25 protein-coding genes and 1 pseudogene are annotated in these 26,602 nt (G+C 60.1%); 9 read left to right on the top strand and 17 right to left on the bottom strand.

The genetic code is table 11. The features are described 5' to 3' along the window. Positions 1–546: 546 nt before the first annotated feature. Complete coding sequence (locus AB4Y35_RS23180; RefSeq protein WP_368706097.1) at positions 547–1,626, bottom strand: helix-turn-helix transcriptional regulator; 1,080 nt, start codon at positions 1,624–1,626, stop codon at positions 547–549. Positions 1,627–1,963: 337 nt separating this feature from the next. Next, entirely contained in the window at positions 1,964–3,250 is a 1,287-nt protein-coding gene (locus AB4Y35_RS23175; protein ID WP_368706144.1) for an APC family permease, read from the bottom strand. A 368-nt stretch (positions 3,251–3,618) separates the two neighbouring features. Between AB4Y35_RS23175 and AB4Y35_RS23170 the strand changes: the two genes are divergently transcribed. The 3 genes from AB4Y35_RS23170 to AB4Y35_RS23160 all read left to right on the top strand — a co-directional run bounded on the left by AB4Y35_RS23170 (position 3,619) and on the right by AB4Y35_RS23160 (position 5,531). Then, positions 3,619–3,852, top strand: a complete 234-nt coding sequence (locus AB4Y35_RS23170) for a methyl-accepting chemotaxis protein (protein ID WP_368706096.1) — start codon at positions 3,619–3,621, stop codon at positions 3,850–3,852. Between the two features lie 442 nt (positions 3,853–4,294). After that, the gene (locus AB4Y35_RS23165; RefSeq protein WP_368706095.1) at positions 4,295–4,534 is read left to right on the top strand and encodes a hypothetical protein; all 240 of its coding nucleotides are present in this window, start codon (positions 4,295–4,297) and stop codon (positions 4,532–4,534) included. 415 nt (positions 4,535–4,949) lie between these two features. After that, complete coding sequence (locus tag AB4Y35_RS23160; RefSeq protein WP_368706094.1) at positions 4,950–5,531, top strand: hypothetical protein; 582 nt, start codon at positions 4,950–4,952, stop codon at positions 5,529–5,531. A 300-nt stretch (positions 5,532–5,831) separates the two neighbouring features. Here AB4Y35_RS23160 and AB4Y35_RS23155 read toward each other — a convergent pair whose 3' ends face one another. The 3 genes from AB4Y35_RS23155 to AB4Y35_RS23145 form a co-directional block, all read right to left on the bottom strand. After that, positions 5,832–6,158: a hypothetical protein gene (locus tag AB4Y35_RS23155; protein ID WP_368706093.1), complete on the bottom strand. Its 327-nt coding sequence runs from the start codon at positions 6,156–6,158 to the stop codon at positions 5,832–5,834. Between the two features lie 177 nt (positions 6,159–6,335). Next, positions 6,336–8,282, bottom strand: coding sequence for a hypothetical protein (locus tag AB4Y35_RS23150; protein ID WP_368706092.1), 1,947 nt, complete (start codon positions 8,280–8,282; stop codon positions 6,336–6,338). A gap of 262 nt (positions 8,283–8,544) precedes the next feature. Further along, positions 8,545–9,855, bottom strand: a complete 1,311-nt coding sequence (locus tag AB4Y35_RS23145; RefSeq protein ID WP_368706091.1) for a helix-turn-helix transcriptional regulator — start codon at positions 9,853–9,855, stop codon at positions 8,545–8,547. A gap of 465 nt (positions 9,856–10,320) precedes the next feature. On the opposite strand from AB4Y35_RS23145, the gene AB4Y35_RS23140 reads away from it, so the two are divergent. Then, positions 10,321–11,349: a response regulator transcription factor gene (locus tag AB4Y35_RS23140; protein WP_368706090.1), complete on the top strand. Its 1,029-nt coding sequence runs from the start codon at positions 10,321–10,323 to the stop codon at positions 11,347–11,349. Here the strand turns inward: AB4Y35_RS23140 and AB4Y35_RS23135 are convergent. Then, a complete protein-coding gene (locus AB4Y35_RS23135; protein WP_368706089.1) occupies positions 11,346–11,591 on the bottom strand; it encodes a hypothetical protein in 246 nt (81 codons plus the stop codon). The two genes, AB4Y35_RS23140 and AB4Y35_RS23135, sit on opposite strands and share 4 nt — an antisense overlap. A 567-nt stretch (positions 11,592–12,158) precedes the next feature. Here AB4Y35_RS23135 and AB4Y35_RS23130 point away from each other — a divergent pair. Together AB4Y35_RS23130 and AB4Y35_RS23125 are read left to right on the top strand one after the other, a co-directional pair. Next, positions 12,159–12,629, top strand: a complete 471-nt coding sequence (locus tag AB4Y35_RS23130) for a hypothetical protein (protein WP_368706088.1) — start codon at positions 12,159–12,161, stop codon at positions 12,627–12,629. Next, positions 12,619–12,873 carry a hypothetical protein gene (locus AB4Y35_RS23125; protein WP_368706087.1) on the top strand — a complete coding sequence of 85 codons (255 nt, stop codon included), beginning with the start codon at positions 12,619–12,621 and terminating at the stop codon, positions 12,871–12,873. Before AB4Y35_RS23130 ends, AB4Y35_RS23125 begins: the two co-directional genes overlap by 11 nt. Before the next feature lie 121 nt (positions 12,874–12,994). On the opposite strand, the gene AB4Y35_RS23120 is transcribed toward AB4Y35_RS23125, so the two are convergent. From AB4Y35_RS23120 to AB4Y35_RS23080, 9 genes are all read right to left on the bottom strand, one after another. After that, the gene (locus AB4Y35_RS23120) at positions 12,995–13,387 is read right to left on the bottom strand and encodes a nitrile hydratase accessory protein (protein ID WP_368706086.1); all 393 of its coding nucleotides are present in this window, start codon (positions 13,385–13,387) and stop codon (positions 12,995–12,997) included. Then, entirely contained in the window at positions 13,384–14,046 is a 663-nt protein-coding gene (nthB, locus tag AB4Y35_RS23115; RefSeq protein WP_368706085.1) for a nitrile hydratase subunit beta, read from the bottom strand. The genes AB4Y35_RS23120 and nthB overlap by 4 nt, the downstream gene beginning before the upstream one ends. After that, the gene (gene nthA, locus AB4Y35_RS23110) at positions 14,043–14,648 is read right to left on the bottom strand and encodes a nitrile hydratase subunit alpha (RefSeq protein WP_368706084.1); all 606 of its coding nucleotides are present in this window, start codon (positions 14,646–14,648) and stop codon (positions 14,043–14,045) included. The genes nthB and nthA overlap by 4 nt, the downstream gene beginning before the upstream one ends. Before the next feature lie 44 nt (positions 14,649–14,692). Beyond that, positions 14,693–15,763 (bottom strand): ABC transporter ATP-binding protein, encoded by a 1,071-nt coding sequence (locus tag AB4Y35_RS23105; protein ID WP_368706083.1) that lies wholly within the window; start codon positions 15,761–15,763, stop codon positions 14,693–14,695. Next, complete coding sequence (locus tag AB4Y35_RS23100) at positions 15,764–17,500, bottom strand: ABC transporter permease (protein ID WP_368706082.1); 1,737 nt, start codon at positions 17,498–17,500, stop codon at positions 15,764–15,766. It abuts the gene before it with no gap. A 30-nt stretch (positions 17,501–17,530) separates the two neighbouring features. Then, positions 17,531–18,592 (bottom strand): ABC transporter substrate-binding protein, encoded by a 1,062-nt coding sequence (locus tag AB4Y35_RS23095; protein ID WP_368706081.1) that lies wholly within the window; start codon positions 18,590–18,592, stop codon positions 17,531–17,533. 379 nt (positions 18,593–18,971) lie between these two features. Continuing rightward, positions 18,972–19,190, bottom strand: a complete 219-nt coding sequence (locus tag AB4Y35_RS23090) for a hypothetical protein (protein WP_368706080.1) — start codon at positions 19,188–19,190, stop codon at positions 18,972–18,974. A 123-nt stretch (positions 19,191–19,313) separates the two neighbouring features. Next, a complete protein-coding gene (locus tag AB4Y35_RS23085; RefSeq protein WP_368706079.1) occupies positions 19,314–19,646 on the bottom strand; it encodes a hypothetical protein in 333 nt (110 codons plus the stop codon). 40 nt (positions 19,647–19,686) lie between these two features. After that, entirely contained in the window at positions 19,687–19,932 is a 246-nt protein-coding gene (locus AB4Y35_RS23080; RefSeq protein ID WP_368706078.1) for an ATP-binding cassette domain-containing protein, read from the bottom strand. 719 nt (positions 19,933–20,651) lie between these two features. On the opposite strand from AB4Y35_RS23080, the gene AB4Y35_RS23075 reads away from it, so the two are divergent. Further along, positions 20,652–21,779 (top strand): helix-turn-helix transcriptional regulator, encoded by a 1,128-nt coding sequence (locus AB4Y35_RS23075; RefSeq protein ID WP_368706077.1) that lies wholly within the window; start codon positions 20,652–20,654, stop codon positions 21,777–21,779. A 28-nt stretch (positions 21,780–21,807) separates the two neighbouring features. Continuing rightward, positions 21,808–22,239: pseudogene (locus tag AB4Y35_RS23070) on the top strand (lytic transglycosylase domain-containing protein); the annotation flags it as partial. Between the two features lie 176 nt (positions 22,240–22,415). On the opposite strand, the gene AB4Y35_RS23065 reads toward AB4Y35_RS23070, so the two are convergent. Further along, positions 22,416–23,369 carry a poly(3-hydroxybutyrate) depolymerase gene (locus tag AB4Y35_RS23065; protein ID WP_368706076.1) on the bottom strand — a complete coding sequence of 318 codons (954 nt, stop codon included), beginning with the start codon at positions 23,367–23,369 and terminating at the stop codon, positions 22,416–22,418. 649 nt (positions 23,370–24,018) lie between these two features. Here AB4Y35_RS23065 and AB4Y35_RS23060 point away from each other — a divergent pair. Next, positions 24,019–25,479: an esterase-like activity of phytase family protein gene (locus tag AB4Y35_RS23060; RefSeq protein WP_368706075.1), complete on the top strand. Its 1,461-nt coding sequence runs from the start codon at positions 24,019–24,021 to the stop codon at positions 25,477–25,479. Positions 25,480–25,991: 512 nt separating this feature from the next. Here AB4Y35_RS23060 and AB4Y35_RS23055 read toward each other — a convergent pair. After that, positions 25,992–26,459 (bottom strand): hypothetical protein, encoded by a 468-nt coding sequence (locus tag AB4Y35_RS23055; RefSeq protein WP_368706074.1) that lies wholly within the window; start codon positions 26,457–26,459, stop codon positions 25,992–25,994. Between the last annotated feature and the right edge of the window lie 143 nt (positions 26,460–26,602).

Here is a 26,602-nt window from a genome sequence, read left to right as displayed (position 1 = left end):
GACGTCAGGTGGCCCCAGACGGTATCTGGACGTTCTCAGGTGTGCGGCGACGCCGGGCTTGAGCTTGCTGTGATGGGAGCGCGCCGTGCAACTCGTTTCCCCCGAGAAGATCGCTGCAGTCATGGGACTTGGCGGCCGTTTCAACAGCCCCGGCCGTCCAGTGATCTATGGCGCTCTCACATCGGTTATGGAAAACCGGCGTCGCGTCATTGACCTTACCTGAAGCTCATATATTGTCGTTGATAAGGAACGCGAATTAACCTTTTAGTTATAGCGTTTCCTCTATCGAGCGCGGCACAACGATTGACTACGACGAGAACGCCGCGACCAAGGGCAAAGAAGCAGTCGGAGAATTCATTAAGGCCAACTCAAGCCCCGGGTTCACTGGGACCGCATTGCTCGGTCAACGAACCCCACCGGCGCCGACGCAAGCGGACTTTGCAGGTCGCGGGGCGGTGGCGCCACTGGTTGTGGCCAATCGCCGCGCCGACTGACTTGGCCCTCAGCGGGTCCCAAACAGTGGAGATATTGTCGCCGTGAACGCGTCTATTGGCGCCGGCCTCGGAGGACGTGTGTCAGTTCGTCGTGATTGTGCACATCCAGCTTGTAGTACATCTTTCGCACGTGATCTACTACCGTGCTTTCCCGAACGTTGAGCAACCGCCCAATTTCGCGGTGTGATCGCCCGAGCAAGAGGTGGGCGCAAATTTCTCTCTGGCGCTCGCTCAAACCGAGCTCAAAACCCCGCTTTTCCGACTCGAATTCAAGCGGCGCATAGTGTTCGATATAGACGGCGACGGACAGGCCGCGTTTGAATGATTCATTGACATCAAAGCGATAGGCTCTGAATACGAATCGGCCCGATGAATTGCGATGTTCCGTGACAGCGGGAGGCACCGGAGCCCCGCGCCATAAGTGATTGAACACATTCAATAACGGGGCAACACACTCCGGTAGCTGTGAGTCGGGCCGTCTGAACGTCGAGGATCCACACGCGAGGCAAAGCAATCTGGATGCTTCGGCGGTGCGCAACAGTATCTTGCCTTTTCCATCGGTCACCGCGAGCGCCGTGGTGGGTGAATCGGCATCGAGAGACGACATCTGTTTGGGGCAGGAAATTGCATGCGCTATATGACGCGCGAAGGGTTCAATGTCCGCGTGATTTCGGTCAGTGAATGGGCGGCTTCCAGGCGGCCTTGCCAGTTGCAAGCTGCCCCAACCCCTTCTTCCGTCCGACGCGGTGAGTTCGAGACTGTGACGGATTCCGGTCGGGCACCACAATTCACCGTAGAGAACACTGCCAAGGAGGGCTTTATCGTATTGCAGACTGTTTACATAGCCACGCCCGCGCCGCATCGCCGAAGTGAAATCGACGCCGAGAACCTCCTGGTTCGACGTGTTATGCACATGGGCAAAATAGACCGGCATGACATCCAGAACCGCTTGATTTTCGCTGTAGACGTCGGACAATCCAAAGTGCTCGTCAGCATAAAAGAACATTCCCCATTCCGCATCCGCGATTTTCCTCAACACTTCAGTCACCTGCGGGATGATGACGCGCGGATCACAACCCAACGAGCATAGGCGTCGCACGTAACCAGCTTGTTCCGCATACTTCTTCGACATCGAACCTCTCCGCCTTGTAATCAGTCAGTCGTACACCTTTGTCATTCTCCTCGACGTTTTGAAACCAGGGCGGAAACTCAAAATGCTTCGTATGTGATGCTGATGCTCCTGTTGTAGTACAGACGAAAGTGAAATGCCAAGAAAACGAAATTCTCTGGGTCGAACTCAAGTTTGTTGATTTTCAGCGCTATGGCACATGTCGCGTACGCCCTCGCCTGGCGCTTGTGCGAGGAAGGATGCGAGCCTTCCGGCTACACTTTGATTAAAAACTTGGCGGGCAAAAAGGGATCAAAGATAGCCAAAGCCGTACACCGTCCATCGGACGCATTCCTTGCTGCTAGATATTGGGCGGCAAACGGTCTTCAGCCAGGTTGATAAGCGGCCGCTCGTCGCGAGAGCGCTGGCATAGCATGCCAACGCCGAGCAGAAAAATTGGGTAGATAATCTTGTAGCTGAAGCCTGAGAGCAGAAAACCGCACGACAATAGGGCGAGCGGCGTCAAAAACCATCGCTGCAGTCCGCTTTCGACCTTCCAGCATGCGTAGATGCATACCAGATAGAGCACCAGGAAGTTCTGATTCGCCACCAGCACGAGATCCGCGACACTGACGTGAAAGAACGTCACCGTAGCCAACACGATAGAAAACGACGCAGCCACCAGGAGTACCGCGTTGCGCGGGTTGCCTCGTGCGTTCAGGTTCGCAAAAATCCCTGGCAACAGGTGGTTTCGGCCCGCTGCGTAGAAGAGCCGGCTTGCGGCGAAGACCCACGCGTTGGCGGTGGCCTGAATAACAATCAGCGTCACGAAAGAAAACAACGCCCGCCAGCGCAAGGGGACGAGATTTGCGATGCCTTCCGTTACGTTTACACCTGTGTCTTCTCCCGATGCACCATTAATGGTCGCGGCCAGCAAGAAATACAGCACTACCACCACCACAAAACTGGAGAAGTAGACCCGCTTGATCGTCCGCTGCGGATCTCTGAACTCCTCGAGGCTGAACGATACATTCTCCCAGCCCACAAATGCCCAGAAGATCAAGGCGCTCACTTTCCACACCTGTGATAGTGTGGCGCCCGTCCAGTCCGGGTGAGTCCACAGCAATACGCCGGAGTAAAGACTCGAGTGACGCACGGTCCCGAGCGCAATTACTGCGGTGACGATCAGCGCGAGCGTGATCATATTGATGAACGAAGTCGTGCGTGCGCCGCATAGGTTGAATGCCACCGCGACGAAGAGGATGAAAGCGGATGCGGGGATCAGATTTTCCTGGCCAAGCCCGAAGGCAACGAGCGCATAGCTCGCACCGATCATCGATTGTGCAGGGACGGTAAGTGGAAAGGTGCCGCAAAGAACGACAGTCACAGCATATTCGGCCCGGCGGCCGAGTGCCGCTTCGGCATATCTTGCGATGCCTGCCGCACACGCGTAGCGAGTGCCGAGAATTGCAAACACGCAAAGCAGGGGCAGGCAGGCAATCGCGCAGGCTAGCCATCCAAATGCCGCGATCTGCGGTGAACTGAGTTGCAAAGCAAGGCCCGGGAGCCCGAAGACGCCGGACCCGACCACCATTCCGACCGCCAATGCAGTGCCGCCAAACGGTGAAATTCGACGACGCAGTTGCATCACCTGCCCCTCCTTGCACACATCGACTGCCAGCCATCGATCTACAGTCTCAGGTGGATATCCCAGTGTCGTTCCTGTCGCGTGCGCTGGTATGCTTCGGCCGTGGACAGAATGTGGGTCTCCCAGAACTCCAGGGATAACTTTACGGTGGGTGTGATTTTGGCCAGAAACGAGTTTCGTTCGAGAGCTAGCCTTCCTATGCTAGAGGTTTGGTCCTGACGAAACACCCCCTTCAAAGGGGGTAGCTGGACTTCGCGATTTTCGTCCGGGATGGCCTCCCACGAGTGCGTCATACGATGGCTCGTGATCGTCTCAGTGCCCGTCGATTGCGCCGAATCGCGTACGAACAGGGGAACAGGCGTCTTCGCGTGGCGAAAACCGCGGCGAGTATGCACCTGACCGCCACCGTGAAGCAGAACGCGGAGGATGCATTGCAGGCTCATCAGTCGGCGCGCAGCGCAACCCAACTCGCGGGCGAAGGCGGACAAGCTGTCCAGCGCGTTGTCACGAATATGCAGAGCATTTCCCGGAGCTCTTCGTGCGTGGCCGACGTCGTCTCGGCAATCGAAAACATCGCATTCCAAACGAATATTGTTGTGTAAGCCGAAGGGATCGAAATCGCGCCCAAGGCACCGCTACGCCACACAGACGTACCGAAACACCGTCCAGGAACCACAAGAAAGCCAGGACGAAATGCGATGGAACCTGGATGAGAATCAGGCCGCCAGGCCAGGCTACAGATAGAGAACAGATGCAGTCCATCTCGAACCGCACAACGCTCGGATCGCGCGCCTCGCTCCAAATTGGTTCCGTTCACGTCGACGAGTCACAGTCCTGCATTTGAATGCGTTACAAGAGCTGTCCCTCCATCAGGTGATGGAGGTGTATTGCTACACACGCCAATATAGTGGACTAGCAGCGATACCCTCAGCTGTACTCAATAGCAAAGACCCTTACCTACACCTGAACATCGCCAGCACCGACCACGTGGCCCGCACTCGCGGGCGCGCGGACGGCTCACGTTTTGCCTGAAAGGAGTCAAACATGCTGCTGCTTCTCTCGCTCCACCCAATCGCCGCCCAGCGTGGCGACGGGCTTCGGCCCGAACTTCTGGCCCCGCTCCGGCGCCAGGTTCAGACCGAACTGAGCGCAAGTTTCACTACAGAAACAGAAGACGCCTGCGAACCGGTATTGGATCTGCAATCGAGCCAGGCGCTGGTGGTTCCTGTTGAAGCGGCCGCCGCGACGTCGTCGCCGCCCGCGAGCATTGCACATGCCGCGTGACGACGCGATACCGCTTGCGCACGTTGCGCGCTAGCCGATGCTGCCCGTTGTCCTGGGCGAACCGGGAACCTCTCTCTGGAACTGGAGATCTCACATGACTGCGATCGCTTTGATTTTGCCTTGCCACACACCATCGGCAGCGCGGCGTTACCCCGTGCGTGCCTTCCTGCTACCCCTGCTGCTCGGAATCGGTATACTTTCGGCCAGCATCTCGTCTCTAGCGCCCAGCAGCTTTTCATCGGCGATGAGGGGAACAACACTGTCCAGGTTGCGGCAACGAGCGCAAACGCCCCGTACGCGCCTCGAGGTCTCGTGCGAGGTGGGCCCGACAACAACTACTATGTGGCGGATGTCGGGACGCAGAACGGTGATTGCAGCAATGAGGGGTCCGTCAGGCGGTACAACAGCGCTTTCCTTGGCAGTCTCGACCGGAGCAAGTTCACCGGACGGTTCTATCCGCGCGGCCTCGTGTTCGGGCCCGACGGCCTGCTGTACGTATCGTCAATGGGGTTGCCCTTACTCAAGCAACCCGGATGAGCCGAATGTAGGCTATGTCCTGCGGTTCAATGCGGCCACGGGCGCCTTCGTCGACCAGTTTGCCTCGAATCAGACCGTGCCGGAGCTGCACCGTCCCGAGGGGCTGGTTTTCGACAAGGACGGCAATCTCTGGGTCACCAGCTTCCGCGGCGTTTCCGGTGGTAGCGACCAGATCCTGAAGCTCAGTGGCAAAACGGGCGCGCGCCTCGACTCGCTCGTGCTGTGGGCAGGAACTGCACCGCGCGCCTATGCGAAGGCCATTCTCTTCGGGCCCGGCAACAAGCTGTACATCCCGATCTCCAGTGGCGATCCGACCACGGCGGGCCAACTGCGCAGATGCGACGTCGCGACCAAGGCCTGCGCCATCATCGCGCCGGCTGGCAACCCGCTTCAGATCCCCGACTACCTGATTTTCAAGAACTCCGATCCTGCGACGCTCGACTATGGAGGCGGCGAGTAGCCGTGCGCGCGTGCAACCGGAGGGAATCCCGGTCCGGTGGGCCGGGATGACTTCAGGCCAGTTCCTCATCCTCACTGCCATCACGCTGCTCGTCACCGGATCCGCCGCGCAAAGTAGGTCACTCGCCGCACGAGCAGATCCGACAATGTTGAACGGTGGTATGCGAATCGCTCGTCTGACGGGAAGGCAACGCCGGGTCGACGGAAAGACGCCAGAAGCTGCCCCTCACGTGGTGTCCACTCGAGCGGCGGCATTGAGTCAGCCGGTTGGCCAGGAAGTCCCATTGATCGTCGAGACGCATCACTTGCCGGTGATCTCGATTGCTTGCGGCAAAGTGCCTGAATTACCCTTCTCGACGATCGTATATTTTCCACCTGGCATTTTCTGTACTAGCGCGCACCAGTTTTCGTATAGCCGATTCCATTCGATGTGAACGCAATATTTTCCGTCGTCGGACACATGCCAATCACCCGGCGCGTTGAAACTGATTCCCCGACCGAGTATCGAGCCGTTACCGAAAAAATTGCCGTCTGGTTCGTTCGTCCAGCGACGGTTTACGCCGCTTTGGTCGATACTGACGACTGTCGAACCGGGCAACATCTGAAGCAATTCGTCTTTTGTCAGCACGTGTGCTTCCTGTGCGGCCGCAGTATCCCACTGCAGAAGCAAACAAACTGAACCTATCGTAAGCAGGCATTTCACTTCGAATCCCCCGTTCGCGACGTCCCGTTTCGCAATGGAGAGGCCCGTTGGACCAACCACCCAGCCCCCGCCCCTCCCCGTTGAGCCACGCTTTTAGACCGCTCACTCGTACACCTTCCAGATGTTGAAGTAGCGCGCATGAGTCACCGTATTCCAGTCCAACGAAACGATGCGTGCCCCCCCGCGCATCAACGCTGGAAACTGACAGCCCGAGCATTCCGCAATCCCACTGCTGTTCACGCCCGCCGTCGCAGTGGCCGAGTACTGTCCGGAGGCGGTGTTTGCTGCTGGGCCCGTCCACCATCCATCGACGATCGTCGTCGAGGCTGCGCCGGTGCCCGGAAATGCCGAGGCCTCCAGCGACGTGACCAGCGGCGCTGCATCCGCAAGCTGCCCAAAGGACGTCGACCATGCCGCCGTCATCTGAGTCGCAACGCCAGACGCCGCACCGCCCGGTGTTAGAAAGGACTGGATCGTGGCGCTGGAAAGCGTTTGCCACGTGACCCCCGATCCGTTTGCAGCCGTCATCACTGGCGATGGATTCGTTACGCTCATCGACTGCCCTATCTGCGCACCCGTCGAGTCGTAAAATGTCACGGTGTACGTGGCGTACATCGGGACCGACGAGGTGTCAATTGGCGCGGGTGTATTGAAGCCCAGTGAATCGGCGCCCGGGCTATACGTTCCCGTCGCTCCGGGAAGTGCCTGCCACGACCAGCGATATAGCGCGGTATTCGATTGCGACAGGAGACCGCCAGTGGGGACTGCCGTCAATTGACGACTGCTGAAGGCGAACTCGCCACTGCCCGTTGCGGCGCTCGGCAAGAGATACGCAGTGCCGTTGATTCCCGGCCCGCTTACCGCCGCCGAAGCGAGGCTGGCAGGATTCGCTCCGCCCACCGGAATGTCAACGAGCAGACCTGCGTCATAGCGGGAATACGGCGCGTCGTCGGTATCAACGAACTGACGGCGCTCGAGCATCGACGTGATCCTGACGTCGAACTGCTGCTGATTGCCGACAATATTCCAGCTTTCGCTGCCCGTCTGCTGCGCGACCGTCACGAACGCTCCACCCGTGCCATCGGAGCGCGTGAATGGGTATGCAACGAGCGCCTTTAGGGTGCTGCTCCCAGACAGGAACTTCAGCGTCGTCGGATACCCCAGCGTGATTCCGGACGCCGCCATTTCCGGATGCGCACCAAGGAACGTGGTATGGCCATTCTCGAGATAGCTGGAATCAAGCGCCTGCGTACAGGAAGCGCTCGTGCCGCCCAGGCATTGGCCGAGCAATGCCGTGACTGACGCGAGGAAGTTGGCAGGTACCGGCAATGCCGCGAGCGGCGCCCCGGGCGTTGCGTTGCTGTTTAGCACGATAGCGACAGATGGATCACCCGCCGAAACAAGTTTGAAACCGGCTGCCGGGGCGGGAATCATCTGAACGCTGTCGATGACAGCGTCCTGCCCAGTATGGTTAGCGACGAATGGTGAGGCGACTGCATTGAACGAAGCGGTGTCCAGACCATTCTGACTCAGGATGTCTTTCAGCGCGGCGTTGAGCGTCGCGCTTGCCGAATCGACCGCCGATTGAGTGACGTGCGCACTCAGGCTGCCGCTCTGGGCAAGGTCAACGGGGTTGCCGCTCGCCGTGAGCAACGCGGAAAGCGCAGTCGTCAACGTCGTCACGTTGACTACGGCTGGCGCGGAACCGGTCGGCAGCGCGGCGAGCACGGAGTAAAGCGCAGGCTGCATACCGGCCGGGTCGTTGGCGGCGATCAGCAGTGGAGTGCTCAGGCCGCTGAGGGAAGCAGCGTAGTTGCCGGACGCATCTGCCGTCGCGTTCAAAGACTTTCCGTTCGCATCGATGATCTGGACGTACGCGTTGGCAACGGCGTTCCCGGCGGCAACCGTTCCGCTCAAGGACGACGGCGTCTGCTCTGCCGAGGACGATGACGAACCACTCGAGCCACTGCCTCCGCAGCCGGTTAGCATGACCGTCGCGCACGACGCGATGACGACCATCGTCAATTTTAGATTAACTGAACGATTCATTTCCTGTCTCCCGTGCCTGTTCTGGTGGATTCTCATCGCCTGATCCCCTGTCTCGCACGAGCGCGCGCGGACGACGGGTACAGGTAGTAAAGCACCGGGACATTTGCGGTCGCATCATCCAAATGGAGGAAGGATTTAGGGATGACGCGGGCAATCGAAATGATCTGATTGCTCACGTTGAATTGAGCAACGCGGGGGCAAGCTCCGACCATGGCAACGCATCGGCCTCGTTGATACGCTGGGCTATTCTCGCGAGCCGGGTTCAAGGCTCATCGGATGGCGACGCGCTGCGGCGAACCTCGGCGTCCGTCGTAGTGCGTTGCGTCAGCACCCACATCATGAGTGCGACGGCTTCAGCCTGAGACCGGGTGCCGGTCTTCTCGAACACAGCGCGCAGCTGCGTTCTTACCGTCGCGATGCTGACACGTTTCTGGCTGGCGTAATCGTCAGGCGATTTCCCGTCGATCAGGGCTTCAGCAACCGCGGCTTCGGCCGCGCTCAAGTCGAATGCCTGGCGCAATTGGCTGGCAGTGACAAGGCGTGCGCCATCCCGATATCGTGCCATGATCAGAAGGCCAGGGCCGCCCGTTCGTGCAGCGCCCGTTTGGCTCGGTAACGCATTGATGCTCAGAAAAATCTGGTGAGCGCTATTGAGCTCACTATCCAGAACGAGCGTCTCGCCGTGCCTCGTCCTGGCCACGCGTGTGAATGCCAGCTGAAGTGCATCGTTCAGCCGACTTGACGTGGCGACAAGCCGACCGTCTCGCAGTTTCAAACCATTCGCCTTTCGCAACATCGTTTCCGCCTCTGGATTCAATGACACCGATCGCATGTGTCTGTCCAGCACGATTGCGGCGACATTTAATTGTCCTGATATTTCAGCACCGATTGCCGCGCTGTGATGCAATTCGCAGGCGCCCTGCCAACACCTGATGGCACGCTGCAAATGCCCGCTCACCGATGTCAACTCATCGCGGTTGCGTTTCGTAAAGGCAGGCTGCCCTGCCGCCCGCACCAGCGCCACCAGAACGTCATCGCATCCCCCAGAGGCAATACGTGTTCCGAACATGTAACGTAGTCCGTTCGGAATCAGAAAATCCTGGAAGAATTCGCTTCGGGAAACGTAACTCTCACTGAAGTGGTCCTGACAGGCAAACCAGGTGTTTGGCGCATGGCCGTACACAAGGTTCACACGTGGATCGAGGTCCCGGTAGTACTCCACATACCTGGCTATCATCGCGCCGAAACTGGTCGCCGTTGGCGTGTAATGCGAAAACCGCGGGACGTTCCGGCGCACGTCGATGCTGTACATGTGGAAGATATCGGCACCGACCCATTCTGCCACCCGTTGGATAGTCTCCAGGAAGCCGTCCTGATTCAGGGCGGCCTCATATAGATCCCCAATGAGATGGTCTTTCTTCTCCACGGCGATGTCCCTGTTCTTTTGAAGTTCTAGACAGCCACGTGACGGTTTTACGCTGGACACATGAACGCCTGCCGCCTCGTATCGCCGGTACCAGCGAATCGCAATGTCGAACGAATTCAACTGACAAAATTCTGCGTCCGGCTCCATTTCTGAATTTGGTACATTGAAGCAGCTGTCGAATTGTAATCTTTCTTTCAGGCATTATGCGTTACCTTCCGCACATTCTGTCATGACCACACTAGTCTGGAGTCCTGTAAATAGACCACGTGACTTCAAAAGCATCCTATGTCTCCTCGAGACATATCATCGGACGTCGCAGTAGCGCCAACCCGGATGTTGAAAGAACGCACCACCGGGCGCGCTCACCGGTGCACGGACAGCGCGACTGCAGCCGAGCCCGGGGTGAACAACCCTTTGAGCGCTGCATACCACGGGGTGAAGCCCATAGCAGACGTCACGCTGACGAACAACCGGCCCCGCAATCAATACACCCTCCAAGGATTCAAATGCGCTACAGGGACAGCGCACTTCACAAACCGGCCGTTAGGACCATCCCTGATTTTGGGTCCGCTCAATTTTATGCTATCAAGATAGAGACCAAAGCAGGATTACATGCTGGTGTTTGCCGTTTTCAGCCGGGGGAAAGCTGGAGTTGACAACGGAGGCACCGTGCACGAACTCAGTGAGTTTCTGCTTTTGCTACATCGCGCGGCCCGCGAACTACCCTTCGAGCACTTCCAGGAGCAGGCACTCACGCTGCTCAAGCGCCTCGTGTCGTTTGACGCGGCGCGCTGGGGAACTACGCGTCATGATGAGCGCGGTGCAGCGTTCCACGCGCCATTCCTGTTCAACGATTCGCCCGATAGCCTCAGGGACTACGACGTCGTGCGGGAACATGACCCCGTGGCCAGGTGGTGCCTCACGCATCTCGACACGGTCTCGAATTTTCAGCTGCACGAAGTCTGCGCGCGTAACTCCGACCCGGGAATGCTGAATTATGTACATCGATACCGCCACATGCAGGGATTGATTGTCATGAGCAAGGCGGGCGAGCATGGTTTGCACCAAGCCATCTCGATCTATGGTGCATACGCTGACAAACCATTCGACGAAGCGCATCGCAGACGGCTCGAGCTTGTGTTTCCACATCTGAGGGAGGCCTTGAACACGAGCCTTGCATTCCAGATGGCCCGTATCCGCCCGCTCGCGGGCGGCGCGGCGTGGCATCTCGCGATCTGTGACGTGGTGGGCGATTTCCGGTTCGTGGATCCCGGCTTCTGCGACCTGTTGCGTCAGGAGTGGCCCACGCTCATGCACCGCGACTTGCCGGCGACGCTCGTGAGTCTTTTCGATACGCGCGCCCGGTCGCGGTTTCAGGGGCGCGCGGTGATTGCATGGATGGATGTGCTGCACGACATGGTCTTTGTGCGGGCTCGCGCGCGCATGCCGGTCGACACACTGTCGCCCAGAGAACTCGAGGTGGCGAAGCTCGCGGTCTCCGGCCTGACCCACAAGGCCATTGCCAAAATCCTGCGACTCTCGCCTGCAACTGTTCGAAATCATCTGCAGGCCATACACGATCGCGTCGGTGTGCACAACAAGGCCGAACTGGCTGAGGAGTTTCGACGCGCGGGCCGCTAGTTGATGCTCCACCAGCGCGTCGCCGGCACCTCCAGATGGACGAAGTGTCCGGCATCGACTTCGGCGCACCACGCGCTCGGAAAGAGCCGCTTCCAGGTCCGCCACTCGGCGTCGATGTCGAGGAGTGGGTCCCGGCGCGCGAAAACCAGTTGCTCCAACGCCAATTCAGTGGGCGCGAGTATAGCGGATTGCGCCGCAGCCCAGAAGTCCTGCACGATCACGTCGAACGTGCAGGGGTCCACGAAACTTTCATGCGCAACCAACTCCATGTACCAACGTCGCGGTGAGGCTCCAGTAGAGATCGGAGAAGTTTGCAACGCCCGTGACGTGGGTGGCGAGCCGCGCGAAGCGCACGTGGTCACTGCTCGTTTGCAAGCTCAGGCAGGCACCCATAATGGTGCAAATGCATCATGTGCAGATCGTGAAGTCCCCCTATCCTCAACGCTCGCGTACCGCTATCGACTGCCAGCGTAAAACGTATCCGCCCCGGCGCATATTGCCGTGGATTCGAACGCAAACCCCTATGTGATCGAAGATGGAAACATCGATCTACGGCTCCTGACGCCAGTGCAGTCACATCAGAATCAGCTTTGAATGCTCGCACACCGGCTGTTTCGACGGGGGTGTTTCAACTATAAAGCGATAAGTGGAATAGCGTGAGGAGACCCACCCAGCTACTCCTGTGACACAGAGAGTTTCCGTCGGTCCGGGCCCCGGGGCCCTCTTCGTCGAGACGCAACGGCAACAGCGCATTTTTTTACTTATTTCTGGAGAGTGAATCTCTTACCTTTGCACCTGGGAGGCAGAGCGTGAAGGGCATCTTGGTTGATCCATTTGCAAACACCATCAGAAAGGTCAGGTGCGGCGGCACCTACCTGCAAATCTCTCGGCTCATTGAATGCACGTTGTTTGACGCCGTGCTGTTGCCCAAGGGGGATGAGATTTACGTCGACAGAGAAAGGCGGCGCCTCCCCCTCGCTGAACATCGCCGCTGGACCATCCGGAAGTTTTATCCCGGCGAGGCATTTGCGGGCAAGGGCCTGCTGCTTGGCACCGACAGTATGGGCACTGCGACTACCCCACGGATGACGGTTGACGAGCTCAAGGCGCTCGTCCTGTTCGTCTGGGAGGCGCCCATGCAAGCGGTGCCGAAGGACGAATCAAACGCAAAGCGTGGCACAGCCGCTGCGCGTATCCGGAGCGGATTTCAGGGGATATGTGCGAACGGGAACCCGCAGGCGGCGACGAGGTTTGATCTGGAGAATGGCGATGAAACATGAACTCGACGGCCTCGAACTGAGCGCATTCTTGATCCACGTCGTCATCGCCCTGGTGTTGCTCGGCTTCGTCGTCGTTCGCTTCAGACCCGAAGCCAGGGAATGGTTGCCGAGCGAGGCACCAACGATCACCATCGATGCGTTGGCGGGTCCTTTTCAGTCGGTCGCAACGCTAGTGCAACCAGATGAGAAGCCGGTGCCCGCGTTTGAACCAAAGGCGCTGGCCGAGCCTCATGCAGCCGAGTGAAAGCGCTTTCAACATGATCGCACGCCACTGACTGCTAGTTGCCAAGGCACCACTCACAACGATAGAACGCAAGGTGCTGCTGGAACTTCCGTACGGGAGTGCCGCCAGCTATTGCGGCCGCTCACGACCGAGGTTCGCTTTGCGCACACTTCCCCGTTAAATCCTCAGGTCGAAGTTCAATTGGCCGGCCGTGAGGCGTGCGTGTCATGGCTTGGTCCCATGCGCGCCGATACCGGCTGAGTTCCTCTTCGCAACTCGCGCCCTTCGATGTCACGAGCGACTCGAGCGCCGCGAGCCAATGCAAGTAGTAGGTATCGCCGTGGTCGAGATCGCCCCTCGCCTGCGCGGCGGTAATTTCTGCGGCGAGCGTCCGAGTCCACTCATCCCAGGCGAACAGGCCGCGTTCGCGAAGCAGCACAGCCATTGCGAACGCCGAAGCCTCCCATGGCGCGTGAAATACCGGCCCGTCATCATCGCGAACCTGACGCAGCAAGCCGGTGAAAGGCTCGTTCATGGCAGCGTCTCCAGATAGGGCTCCCACGCGTCGAGCGCGACGCTCATCACACACGACGCGTCGCCACCCCATAGCTCACGTCCATCGAACACGACTGAATAGAGCCATTGCGGGTCTTCACCCAGGCCGTGTGCATGCGCGTCCGCGAAAATATGCGCGCCTCGAATCTGTTCAATGCAACCAACCTTTCCGCGTGCGTAGGCCGGCAAGCGGGTATGGTGCGGCACCGGGGACCCGTGCGTTCGCACCGTCTCGCCAACCTTGAACCGCGCCGCGGAGGGCAACTGACGGTGTGTCGATCGCGTCTTCGATACCAACGCCGGGACGCCGGCCGCGTGGAGAACTTCCGTCAGCGGCATTGGCGGGTGCAGCATGCGACATGCCGCCAGCTCATCCTCTTCGACCAGTCCATTTTCGATGAGGAGGCCCACCAGCGCCGCGAACCAGATCTGGTAGTAGCTGAGGCCGGCATAGTCCGCGAGCGTCTCACGCGCGCGCCGTCCCATGTCGATGTTGAAAGCGCGGCTTGCCATCATCGACAGCGTGAGCGCGTGCGTGCGCCCTTCCCAGTCCGCGTGGAAAACCTTGCCGTCGCTCTCCAGCAAGATAGCGCCGAGACCGGGCTTTCCGCCCAGATCCGCGTGTGAGTGGTAAGTCATTTTGCCTCCCCGGGAACCTTCGGGAGACCCGTGCCAATCATCGAGTCGCGCGTGACCAGTGCCGCAAGCTCGTCCTCGCTCAGGGTCTCCGCGCCTTCGGGGCGTCGCGGAATAACCAGATAGCGCAATTCTGCAGTCGAGTCCCAAACACGGATCTCCGTCGAATCTGGTAGCGTAACGCCGAACTCGCGCAACACGCCACGCGGGTCCCTGACCACTCGCGCGCGGTACGGCGCGCTCTTGTACCAGACAGGCGGCAAGCCGAGCACAGGCCAGGGATAGCAGCTGCAAAGCGTGCACACGACCATGTTGTGGCGCGACGCCGTATTCTCGAGCGCAACCATCTGCCTCCCCGAGTAACCTAGCGACGCAATGGCGGCGCTCGCATCCTCGAACAGCCACCTTCGATAGACCGGGTCTGTCCACGCCTTCGCGACAACGCGAGCGCCATTGCGTGGTCCGATCTTCGTTTCGTAGGTGTCGATCAATGCATCGATAGCAGCGGGATCGATATAACCCTTTTGCGCGAGGACGGTCTGCAATGCGCGCACTCGCAGATCCATCTCGCTGAGCGCGCCCGGGTGGTCGTGTTCTTCCCTCATCTCCATGCTCCAGAAGCGCGGGTTGCACATTGCAGCCACCGCGTTCAATCGACCGCCACCATCTGGGCAGGATCGAATTCCAGCCAGAGGACTTCCCCAATCTCATAGCGTTCGACTGGCGGCGTTTTCACGTGCAAGCGCGGCGTGCCCGCCACGGCTACGGCCGAATAGTCCCAGTGCTCGCCCAGATATGCGCGCCCGATTATCCTCGCCTGCAGTCGTGGCCCTGCGCCATCATGTTTCGACGCTTCACGCGAGAAGCGCAAGGCTTGTGGCCGCACAGAGAACGTCACCCTACCGGTGAGCGCTGCCCCTTCAGGTAGCGCCCGGCGCGGTACACTGAACAGGTCGAATACGATGTCGTCGCCAGCACACAGGCCGTCGATGAAGTTGGTTCGTCCGACGAAGCTGGCGACAAAACGTGTTCGGGGCCGGGTATATAGCGTTTGCGGTTCGTCCACCTGCTCAAGTCGGCCCTGATTCATCACGGCGATCCGGTCCGACGTCACCATCGCGTCCGCCTGATCGTGAGTGACGTATATCGTCGTCATGCGGAGTTCGTCATGCAGCTTTCGAATCTCGATGCGCATTTCCTCGCGCAGGTGAGCGTCGAGATTCGATAGCGGCTCGTCGAGCAACAGCACTGAGGGGCGGATGACAATGGCGCGTGCCAGCGCCACGCGTTGTTGCTGGCCGCCGCTCAATTCGGCGGGATAGCGCTGCGCAAGTTCACCCAGATGCACCAGTTCGAGCATTTCGCCCACCCGCCTGCTCACCTCCTCGCGAGGCAGTCGACGCAGATTCAGCCCAAACGCCACGTTCTCCTCAACAGTCATGTTGGGCCACACCGCGTAGCTCTGAAAGATCATGGACATGTGCCGTCGCTCCGGCGGAACGACCGCGGCCGCCGACGACAAAACGGCGCCATCCATTTCGATGGTCCCCGCGCTCGGCCCGATGAAGCCGGCGATCATCCTCAGCGTCGTCGTCTTGCCGCAGCCAGAGGGCCCCAGCAGCGACAGGAATTGCCCCTCATCGAGCGACAGGTTCAGGTCGTCTATCGCAAGGGCATCGGCGAAGCGTTTCGTGATACCGCACAGGGCAAGCTCGCTCATTCAATGGCTCCGCAACATGAAGTCGCGTCCGATAATGCGCCAGCCAACAGCGGCAACACTCGTCGAAACAGCAAGAAGAATCACGCCGAGCGCAGCCAGAACCTCGAAATTACCCTCCTCGGAGAGGTCGAGCAGCATCACCGAAATGACACGGGTGTTTGGCACCGCGAGAAAGATGGCCACCGATAGTTCGCGCGCGGCGGGGATAAATACGAGTATCCACGCGCCCGCGAGACTGCGTTTGAGTAACGGTGCGAGGACCTTGCGCATCGCGACAAATCGCCCACCACCCAGAATGCGCACCGCGTCCTCCAACTCCGGACTGATACTAAGCATGCCGGCGGCACTCGACGTATAGGCAATCGGCAGAAAGCGCGCCGTAAATGCAAAAATGACGATCGCGGCCGAACCGTAGAGCGAGAGCGGTGGCGGCGCGTAGGCAGCGTAAAAGCCGATCGCAAGCACGACACCCGGTATCACGAAGGGCGTCATGCACAGAAAACCCAGCGCGCTGCTCCATCGGACCAGCTTGCGGCTCTCGACGTAAGCGACACCAAACGCAAGACCGATTGCTGCGAACGCGGTTGCGCCCGCGTAGAGGAGCGTATTGACGATCGCCTGTTGCGCCTGTGTCTGCTCGACCAGCAGATAGTGGAAATTCCCGAGTGTGAGGTTATGGAGGGAAAGGCCCCTCCCCCATGCCTTCGAAAAAGCAGCCTGCAACAAGGTCGCGACCGGAAGGAGCAACGAGACGGCGCCAACAAAAATCGCATACGCGAGCATGGACCACCTCCATCGTCCAAGGTGGATCAGTCTGCGCTCCCCGGCCTTGCCCGTGACGGCCATGAAGCCTTTACGGCGGGTGATGCGCCGCTGGACACAAAACATCAGCATGGTGAGAAGCAGAAGCGGAATGGAATACGCGGCGGCTTCCTCAACGCGCACGGGGTATTCGAAGAACTGCCACAACTGCGTCGAGACGACCTGAAAGCGTGCCGGGAGCGCAATCATTGCGGGCGCGCCGAACAACGCGATTGTCTCGAGAAAGCTGACGATGAGCCCTCCGAGGATCGCGGGCAGCACGAGGGGCAGCGTCACGCGAAACGCAGTCTGCAACGTACCGGCACCGAGAATGTTTGCGGCGTCCTCCATTTCCGACGAGACCAGATCGAGCGCCGAGGTTGTGAACACGAACACGTAGGGATAGGAAGCAGCGGCGACGACGATGATGAGTCCGCTCATCGAGTAAATGTTGAACACGCCGTGAGCAGAGCCCGTCAATGCCATCCAGGAGCGGTTGAGCCATCCTGCATTCGGACCTGCCAGCAGGATCCAGCTGATCGCCCCGAGATAAGGCGGCATGACGAACGCTCCCAGCACCAGAAGCCGCACTAACGATTTGGCCGGCATGTCAGTGCGCGAATTCGCCCACGCTAGTGGTACGCCTAGTGCACCTGCAAGCAATGCAACACCAGCGCCCAGCTCGAGTGAATTCAGCAACGCCCGAAGATGGCGCACGCTCGCGTATGCATCACGATAATTCGCAAACGTCAGATTGCCGGTACGCGCATCCTGCAGGCTCACACGCAAGAGGTGAAGCAACGGGCTAGCAACGAGAAAAACGAGCACGGCCAGCAGGGCCAGCCACACCAGCATCGCAGGCTCGAGGTGGTGCAGCCTGGTTATCGGCGCAGTCACCGCGGGCGGAACAACCTGTGTGTTCAACGGCTTGCTCATCGTGATCGCTGCTCGCGGCGTCGCAGGCACTCATACGCCGAAGGTGTCGCGCCACTGCGCGATCACCTCAGGTATACCGCGGACGATTTCTTCGCTGTCGGGGCGGATGACCTTGAGTTCCCTGGCTGACTTGATCCTCGGGGAGGCTGCGACTTCCGGGCGAATCGGCTCGAAGAAGTGATCAACCCAGATTTTCGATGCCTCCACACTGAGCAGGTATTCCATGAACAGCCGTGCGGCATTTGGATGCCTCGCGCTTTTCATGATGCCTGATGGGGCAAGGATCAGCACTGTGCCGTCGGTCGGATAGATCATCGCAAGCGGGTTGCCTTTCTGCATGCTTTCGGCCGCCGTCGCCATCAGTGCAGTGCCGGCAACAAGACGCTCACCGGCGTTGACCATAGTGATCGTGTCGTTAATCGAGCGGCCGATCTGCGGATCGTTCTTTGCCAGACTCTCGAAGAACTGCCAGCCGTACAGCTTGCGCATCATCACGGCCCAGGTACCGACGTAGCCGCTATAGCCCGGATGCCCCAGCGCGATCGAATCCTTCCATTTCGGCGCGGCCAGGTCGCTCCAGTTTCCCGGTGCCTCGGATGAACGGAGCCGGCCCGGGTTGTGGACCATCCCGATGAGTCCCGCCGAAGTGACGTGGTAGTAGCCGTCCGGATCGTAGTGCTGGTACAGCGCAAGCACATTGCCGGCGCTTTCCGGCGTGTATCGTGCCAGTGCGTTCTGCGCTTTCAGATAGACGTAGTGACCCACGTCCGAGGAACTGAATACGTCAACCTGGACGGCACCCGCCTTGAGCTCCTGCGACACGCGCTGGAACGCCACCTGCGCAGTGGTACGCACGACGCTTGTCCTGATTCCTGGCCAACCGGCCTCAAAGTCGCGCCCGAGGGCCTGGGCTGTGGTGTCGTCTGAGTGCGCGGTGTACCAGGTGAGTTCGCCCTCCTTCTTCGCTGCATCGTAAAGTTCCCTGGAACGGGATGACATCGTTGCAGCGAGCCCAGTCAATGCCCAGGCGGACAGCGCAGCTGTGGCAGCACCCGCCTTGAGTATTTCGCGACGGCTAACCCCTGGTTTCATCGTGAAGACCTCCCGACACCACGGTCCCGGATGGTCCGGTGGCGTCAATGACATGGGAATCGCGAGCGCACTGGGAGATCCATTCGCCAGCGGATCATGAAATCGCCTGGATCGCGCCGTCTGATTCGTAGTCCGATGAACAGGCGCAGAGTCGACGCGTACTCGTGCCGGACGGACCAGGATTGCCGGGCGCCATGCGGATTGGTCAACCCCGCATCTTGAGGCTAGTGGCCTGCGAATCCAACCGCCTCCATCGTATGATGGAGATAACAGGTCAACCGGCTTCCGGGACTGCGTCGCATGCCTGAGCCGGGCAATTTCCGGTGCGAAGGGATTGTCAATGTCGTAGCGGTCGAAAGTGCGAATGCCCGGCACCTGTTCATCCGCCCGGCAAAATCTCGCCTTCAACGAAAAAACGCTGGCGCGCCGCTCGTTGCGCGCGCTGTCCGCCCCACGAGACAAAATACGTGCGAAATCGCTGGGTGCCGACTGGATAGATCAGTGCGGTGTGCACACCGGCACTCGCCAGTGCGCGCCCGAGCGCGGCCCCGCCAAGGCCACCGCCCGCGATCACCACGTCATAGCTGCCTTGTGTCATCTGCTGAACTCCATGCGATCGCTGTGCCTGCGAACAACTTCAAAACTCCCCACTTTTTCCTGCATGAGCCGGTACGACGCGAGTCCGCACACAGCCCGTCAACGTGGCGCTGCGCACCCTGCTTCATTTCCTGTATGCCTTCGCCATGGCAATGATTTCGTTCTGGTTGAACGCGTTGATCTCAGTGATGAGATCATTTGTCATGAGATCGTTTGGCGCCAACTTCGCCTTTGTCACTCCCCACTTCTGCATGAAGTCCGTATACGCTGCGTAATTCCCCTCGGAACTCTCACCCCATTTCGACACTCCCGATTTATCGAGCTTCCAGTTCGGGATGCGCGCCTCAAGCGTATTCACTCCTTGACGAAGCGCCGCCTCGATGCCTGTCGGCTTCGTTTCGGGATAGATCTCCCACAGAATACGGATCGCCGCCTCCGGGTTCGCGATGGTGAACACCGTACCCTTCGCGTACCCCTGAGCGAGCGCAACCGCCTGCTTACGGTCGTTTCGTATCGTCTCCTTGTCCCGTAATCGCAATCCCACTGAGTCGAGCCTCACCCTGCGAGGCCGGTATAAGCCCGATCAGGATCTTGAGGAGCGTGAACTTTCCGCAGCCAGAGGGTCCGACGATCGCAACGAATTGCTCCTTCTCGATCGCAAAGCGTATGTCCTGCAACGCGATCACCGGGCCGTCTCGCGTACGGTAGATCTTTCTCAGACCGCTTACGGCAATGAGTTCCATGATGGTTCAAACCGCGATCAGGCAACGCTACCCGCGTCGGCCGCTACCATACGAACAATGGTCACCAGAGCAATGGAAGCAAGCGCCGTGGCGAGTGTGTGCGCAATCGCAGTTTTCAGTTTGCGCATGCAACCTCCGTCCGATAAACCAGATTACGCCGTTATGGCGCGGTACGGTCCTCACGCCCCCTGGCCGGCGATCGCGGCCAGGCACGCGCCTGACTGACCGTGACGGTGAGCGCGCCCGTGTCAGTTCATGGAAAACTCCACTCAGAAGTCACGCACCACGGCTTTAACCAACGGCCGCCCATAGGGCTGACAGCACGCCACACTTTCACGGTAGTCGCCGGGGAACCGGCCGGCGTCCATCATCTGGTGGAGGGAACGTGCAAGCCTGCGAACGGCTCGTTGCAGCGCGCAGTACACCGCTGCGACGGCGGGACCGAACCTCACGCCTCATCGCGACCGCTGCCGATGCTGATGGCTATGCGCATGACGGCAACACACCGGGACAAAAATGAACGAGGCATCAGCGCTGCCACGTTTGCGCCGTCCTATACTTCATACCGACCGTGCTCGCCTCCATCACCTGATGGAGTTTTTCGGGAGGTGTTACTCGCCTTCCACGCGCCCGAAGTTGCGGTCCTTGCGAGGAGTTGCGATCTCGTCGCGGCACACGGGCTTTGCATTGCGGCGTGCTTGCTCCTCAGGGAAATCTCCGTGAGTTCAGCAGGTGACCTGAATCCACTGATCGACTCGATCCACGACGCCGGCCTTGGCCGATCGAGTTGGCCGGAGGTGCTGCACGCTCTGGCCGAGCGGATCGGCGCGCAGTGTATCTCGGTGCAGGTCGGTGCGCCGGGCGCGGCCTGGTCATTGAATGACTGGAGCGGCATCGACCCGTCGTTCAGGCGTGCCTACGACGACCACTACGGGGCTCTCGATCCGATGACGTCTTTCACCGCGAGGTGTCAACCCGGCGCCGTCGTGACGGACCCGATGATTGTGTCCCGTTCGATCCTTGACCGGTCTGAGTTCTACCAGGACTGGGCCCGGCCGCAGGGACTGAATCACTTCGCTGGCGTCAGGTTATCAACCCGGGACGGCATAGACGGCTTGCTGGGAGCCGGGCGCGGCAGCATCGCTCCGTACCGGCAGCAGGATCTGGATGTACTGGCCTCGGTGTTGCCTCACGTTCAGAATGCCCTGCGTACCGCCCACCATCTCCATGGCGTGTGCGTGCGCGAACAGGCGCGAAGCGACGCACTGGATGCGTTTGTGCACGCCGTTATCATCGTGGATCGCGAAGCGCGCGTGATATTCGCCAATCGCGCGGCCGAAGCGATGTTCGCAGGCTCCGGCGGGATCGCGACCGTGCAGCAAAGACTGGTCGGGCTGAGTGCGGCGTCGACCGCGCAATTGCATGCGCTCATCGCGAGGGCAACATGCAATGAAGGTATTCAGCGAGCGGGAGGCGCGATGCTTCTGGAGCGCCAGCCACCGGCTGGTCCCCTGCAGGTGCTGGTAACCCCGCTGGGCAGCCGGCACGGCCTGCCGGTGACCAATGCTCAGGGGCGCGCAGCCATGCTGATGCTGGTCGATTCATGCCGCGCGCGCCGCGGGCTTGAAGCGCGGCTGACTGCGCTGTTCGGGCTGACGCCAGCAGAAGCGCGCGTGGCCTGTGAACTCGCGGAAGGCCGTAGCCCCAACGACATTGCAGAGGGCACGCGCGTGATGCCCTCAACGGTTCGCACCCATCTACACCACCTCTTCACGAAGACGGCGACGCGTGGCCAGGGCGATCTCATCCGCCTGATCGCACACATTACCGTTGCTCGCATCGATTGAGGGATGGCAACGCTGGCTATTGCGACCGATGATTCCGAACTCACTCACTGTCGCCGCTGGGCTTGTCGCGCTGTTGGGCACTGGTTCAGCACGCGCAGACTGCTTCGACGAGGCGGCCCGTTATCAGAGAGTCAATCCACTGATACTGCGGGCCATCGCCTGGCAGGAATCGCATAACAGTCCCGCCGCTCTGCACAGAAACGCCAACGGCTCGACCGATTACGGTGTCATGCAGATCAACTCCGTGCATCTGCCCGTACTTGCGCGGTACGGTATTTCGCGGGGTACGTTGATGGAGCCTTGCAGCAATGTGTACATCGCCGCCTGGCATCTGCGGCAGATGATGAACAAGTACGGCAACACGTGGACTGCCATCGGCGCGTACCATTCCGAAACGCCAGTGCTGCGCGACGAATACGCGAGCCAAATCGTCGCCATCCTTCGCCAATGGGATCTGGTGCGTCCGTTTAGCAGTCGGGAACGCGCATCCCTGACACACCGTCGGTCAAGCGTAATAGCTCTGCGTGAGCACCGTGCTCCGTTACGACGACGTGAAACGAGCAATGGGTCTCTAATGCATGTAGCCTTACACGCACGCGAATGGTCAGCCCGGCCCGCCTCGGCGCAAGCAATACATCACTGATTCGCTCCCGAACTGAGCCTGTCGATCATCGCGCGGATGGCCTGCATCTGCACGCCCTTCTGATCGGCGAAGTGCGAATCGGTATAGCCCCACCAGTCCCAGCACCCAAGCGGATTGGTCCCCGGGATGACGACCGCCTGCGGGAACAGCACGACGATCTGATTGTTGTCGGCCCATTTGTCGTAGCCCGCGTGTCTGACGAACGTCGTGCCGTAATACAGCCTCCTACCGGATGAATCGAGCGGCACATAGTCCTGCCCCTGCTCGCAGCCATGGAGGGCGACGTGCAAACGACAGCGCACGCCCGCCTTGCAGTCGTCGGGGATATAGACCCAGCCAGAGCTATCGAGACCCGCGGCGCCCGGTCCGCTCAACGGTCCGCTTTTCGGCAAGAATGCAGTCTGGTCGAACTGCACGAAATGACCGGCCGGCGCCGAACCCGTGCGCGGCTTGAGCGGCGCCGGACCGTAGATCCACCCAAGGATCGCCTTTGCCGCATCAAACTGGCACTTTCCGATGAACGGCGAAACCGTGTCGCCGCACGCCACCCCGTAGTTCAGGGTCGGCATGGTGTGGCCTGCGTTATCGAGCGATACCGCCGACAGACCGGCTGGGGGCAACCCCAGCGCCTCGTAGTAGTCGCCGAGTTGCTGAACCACCGCTTGCGGTACTGTCGTATCCTTCAGGCCCGAGATCATGATCACGCGCTGTCCAGCAAGGTTGGCCGGATCGTCAATGAGCTTCCCGGTAAACGCCCGGCGGGTAGCCGATACGAGCGACGGCACCGCGGCACTGGTCGCGGACACGCCGCAAGGCAGCGACGCAGTACACGAACACTGCGTCATCGCGGTCGGCAGATTGCCTTGCGAACAGAAGTACGGTCCCGCCGCGACGACACCTGCACCCTTGACGATTGATGAGTACGCAACGGCCAGCTGAACCGCCATATAGCCTCCCGACGAGAGACCCGAGACGGAGGTCTGCGCGACGTCGATATTTAGCGCCGGCAACGGCTGCGGGGATTGAGCGTAACAGCAGAAAGACAGGATGTATAAGGCACAGCCGACAAACCAAAAGACAGATCGCATTGGTCGCTCCGGTGTATCGTCAACCCTTCTGGCACTATCGTCGCCTGTTCCGATCGTATGCGCGATTGATCGTTTCGACCTCCATCATTTGGTGGAGTCGGTCAGAAGGCCGAAGATTAAACGATGCCCTCCTGCCTGCAAGGCGTGTTTTCCTGAACCTGCTCATGATTGTCTCGGGAATCAGCTATTTCGGATAACGACGAGGAAGCCTTCTTCCTCGAAATCTGTAGCGCGTTTCCCTGGCAGTCGTCGATTAACCGAAAAAAGATCGTTTTCTCGTACAACATTCACGAACGAAAACGAACCTCCCCCCGGCTCCCGGCCATGACTCGGTCGCCCGATCAAACAGCACCGTGCACAAGCGTCACGCGTTCGTCATCAACAAACCTGACAATCTGCAAGCTTGATCACAAGAGAAGGCCCGCACCGCCATGCGCATGGTGACGGGCACGAGAATGACTGCGGGGATCGTCCTTCGAGAATGACCAACAACGAACGGAGATCGACCATGCTGCAGATACACCGTCTAATGACTTCAGGGATCGTTGCTTTCGCATTGACCAACTACGCACACGGCGCGGTTGACTTGATCGCGAACGGCCAGTTGAGCGGAACGATCGGCGACCGCGCCACCCAAACCGCCGCCCCGCTCGAAAACGGCGTGGCGGGCAACCTGCTCGGCGGCCTCGGTTCGGGCATCGCCTATGCTGGTTGCCAAACGTTCCTCGCCCTGCCCGATCGCGGGCCCAACGCCGTCTCGTATAACGCCGCGGTAGACGACACCGTCTCCTACATCAACCGCTTCCAGACCTTGCGCCTGCGCCTGCGACCTGCAGCCAATGGCGCTGCGCTTCCCTACACGCTCACGCCCGAGTTGCGCGCCACCACGCTCCTGCATACCGACGACGCCCTCGTCTACGGCAGTGGCGCTGCGCAAGGCCTGCCCAACGGCGCGCCCGCGCTCAACGCCCGCGAGCACACGCGTTACTTCACAGGCCGCTCGGATAACTTCGTGGCTACGCACCTGTCGACCTGGCCGCTCGACGCGCGCCTCGACCCCGAGAGCATCCGCGTGAGCAACGACGGCGCGAGCGTCTACATCTCCGATGAATACGGCCCGTACATCTATCGCTTCGACCGCCGCACCGGCCGCCGGATCGATGTCATCAAGGTGCCCGATTCGTTCGCCGTGTCCACGTTGAGTCCCGTCGGCAATACGGAAATCAGCGCGAACACCTCGGGCCGCGTCGCGAACAAGGGCATGGAAGGCCTCGCCATCTCGCCGGACGGCAAGACGCTCTTCGGCGCGATGCAGAGCCCCTTGCTGCAGGACGGCGGAACCAGCGGCGCCTATACGCGCATCCTGCGCATCGACCTTCGTACGGGCAAGTCGCAGCAGTTTGCCTATCCGCTCAGCAACATCGGCACCGCTGCTAAGCCGAAATATCCGACCATCAGCGACGTGCTCGCCGTCAACGATCACCAGCTGCTGATGGACGAACGTGACGGCAATGGCCTCGGCGACGACTCGACGGCGTCGTTCAAGAAAGTCTTTCTCGTCGATCTCGACCATGCGCAGGACGTGAGCCAGGCGAGCGGCGAGGCGGGGCTGGCACCCTATGCGCTGACCAAGACGCTGTTCCTCGACGTGGTCTCGGTGCTGACCTCGCACGGCTATGCGACGGCCGATATTCCGGCGAAGCTGGAAGGTCTCGCGTTCGGCGAAGACGTGACCGTGAGCGGCCAGCGCAAGCACACGCTCGTGATCGCCAACGACAACGATTTTCTCGGCACGATTACCGACACCCATCACCCGAATGGCATCGCGAATCCGAACCAGTTCTTCGTGTTCGCGTTTTCGTCGGCTGACTTGCCGGGATTCACGCCGCAGGATCTGCGTACACACGCCTGTAATTTCGACCGCGACGACCATCACGGCGACAACGACGACCAGGGCCGCGGCCACTGAAACACGGCCCGCGCGCCCCCACGGCGGGCGGGTAGCGCACGCCTCGCCATAAAGAAAAAGGACCCACGGCTATTTACCGTGGGTCCTTGCGTTTTTTCCGCGCTTCGCTTGACTGTCAGTCCTTTCGGCTCACGCCTGGCGGGAACAAGACATTGCGCCCCAACGACGTCGCGCTACCCGTGTTGGAGCGAGCAATACAGGTCCGGGAGGCAAAGCGCGATGTCCAGGGACGGCAGGGGCGCCCCCGTATCCGTCGGCGCATGCAAAGGGAAGAAGCGTGGGAACGGTGTGGCGCCTGGATGGGGCGCGTCGCCGGAGCCGCCAGGCTCGAACTCGGCCTCGTCGGGAGCTGCAACGCATTCTTGACTCCCTGCTGCCACAATCGCCGCGAATACACAGCAGGCTAAAGCTATTGTGCTGCGGACCTGGAATCTCATGTCCTGTCTCCCCATCCGGTTGCGTCGTTTTCCTCATCAACGGAGGAGCCCGAAATCGCTTTCACCGTTAGCCTGTCACGTGGGTCGATCGTCAATGACGAACCATCGGAGCGTGCGAGCCGGTTGGTCAGGCACGGCAATCTGCGTGGGAAGGCTGCTGATCACGCCCTTCACCTCGGCGACAAACGCGTCACCGTTCATCGACGCAAGCGCGACGGTTTTCAGGCCGCACTGCGCCGCCGTGTTCAAACGCGAGTGAACGACGGTGAGCCACCAATCCGTCATCGTGTAGCCCGTGTCGAGGCTTTCGATGCACGTCCGATAGTTCGAGGCGACAAACTTCCCCGCGTCACCGGAGGCCGCCACCACCGCCCACGCCTTCTCGTAACCCCCGCCAGCCCGTCCCGGAGCGTCCCCCTCTATCGGCTGCGTTTGCAGCCCATAGAGGTTGGCCACTGCGACACCTGCAATTGCAACGAGTCCAGCGAGGGACACCGGATGACGCTTCGCTGCCTGACGGCCCGTTTTCAGTACAGAAATCATGACGATCCCCTCCCTTCGACGACACGGTCTGGTCCATGGATCTGCGGTGGTTATGGTCACCCTGCAATGCAATAGCAGCCTGTATCTTCCAGGGCATCGTAGATTATTCGCTGACGCCCGAACATAACCTGAACAGGTGACAC

The organism is Paraburkholderia sp. EG286A (assembly GCF_040965375.1).
Lineage (GTDB): Bacteria > Pseudomonadota > Gammaproteobacteria > Burkholderiales > Burkholderiaceae > Paraburkholderia.
The sequence above is the reverse complement of the archived record's forward strand: the minus strand, read 5'-3'. Positions and strand labels throughout refer to the sequence as shown.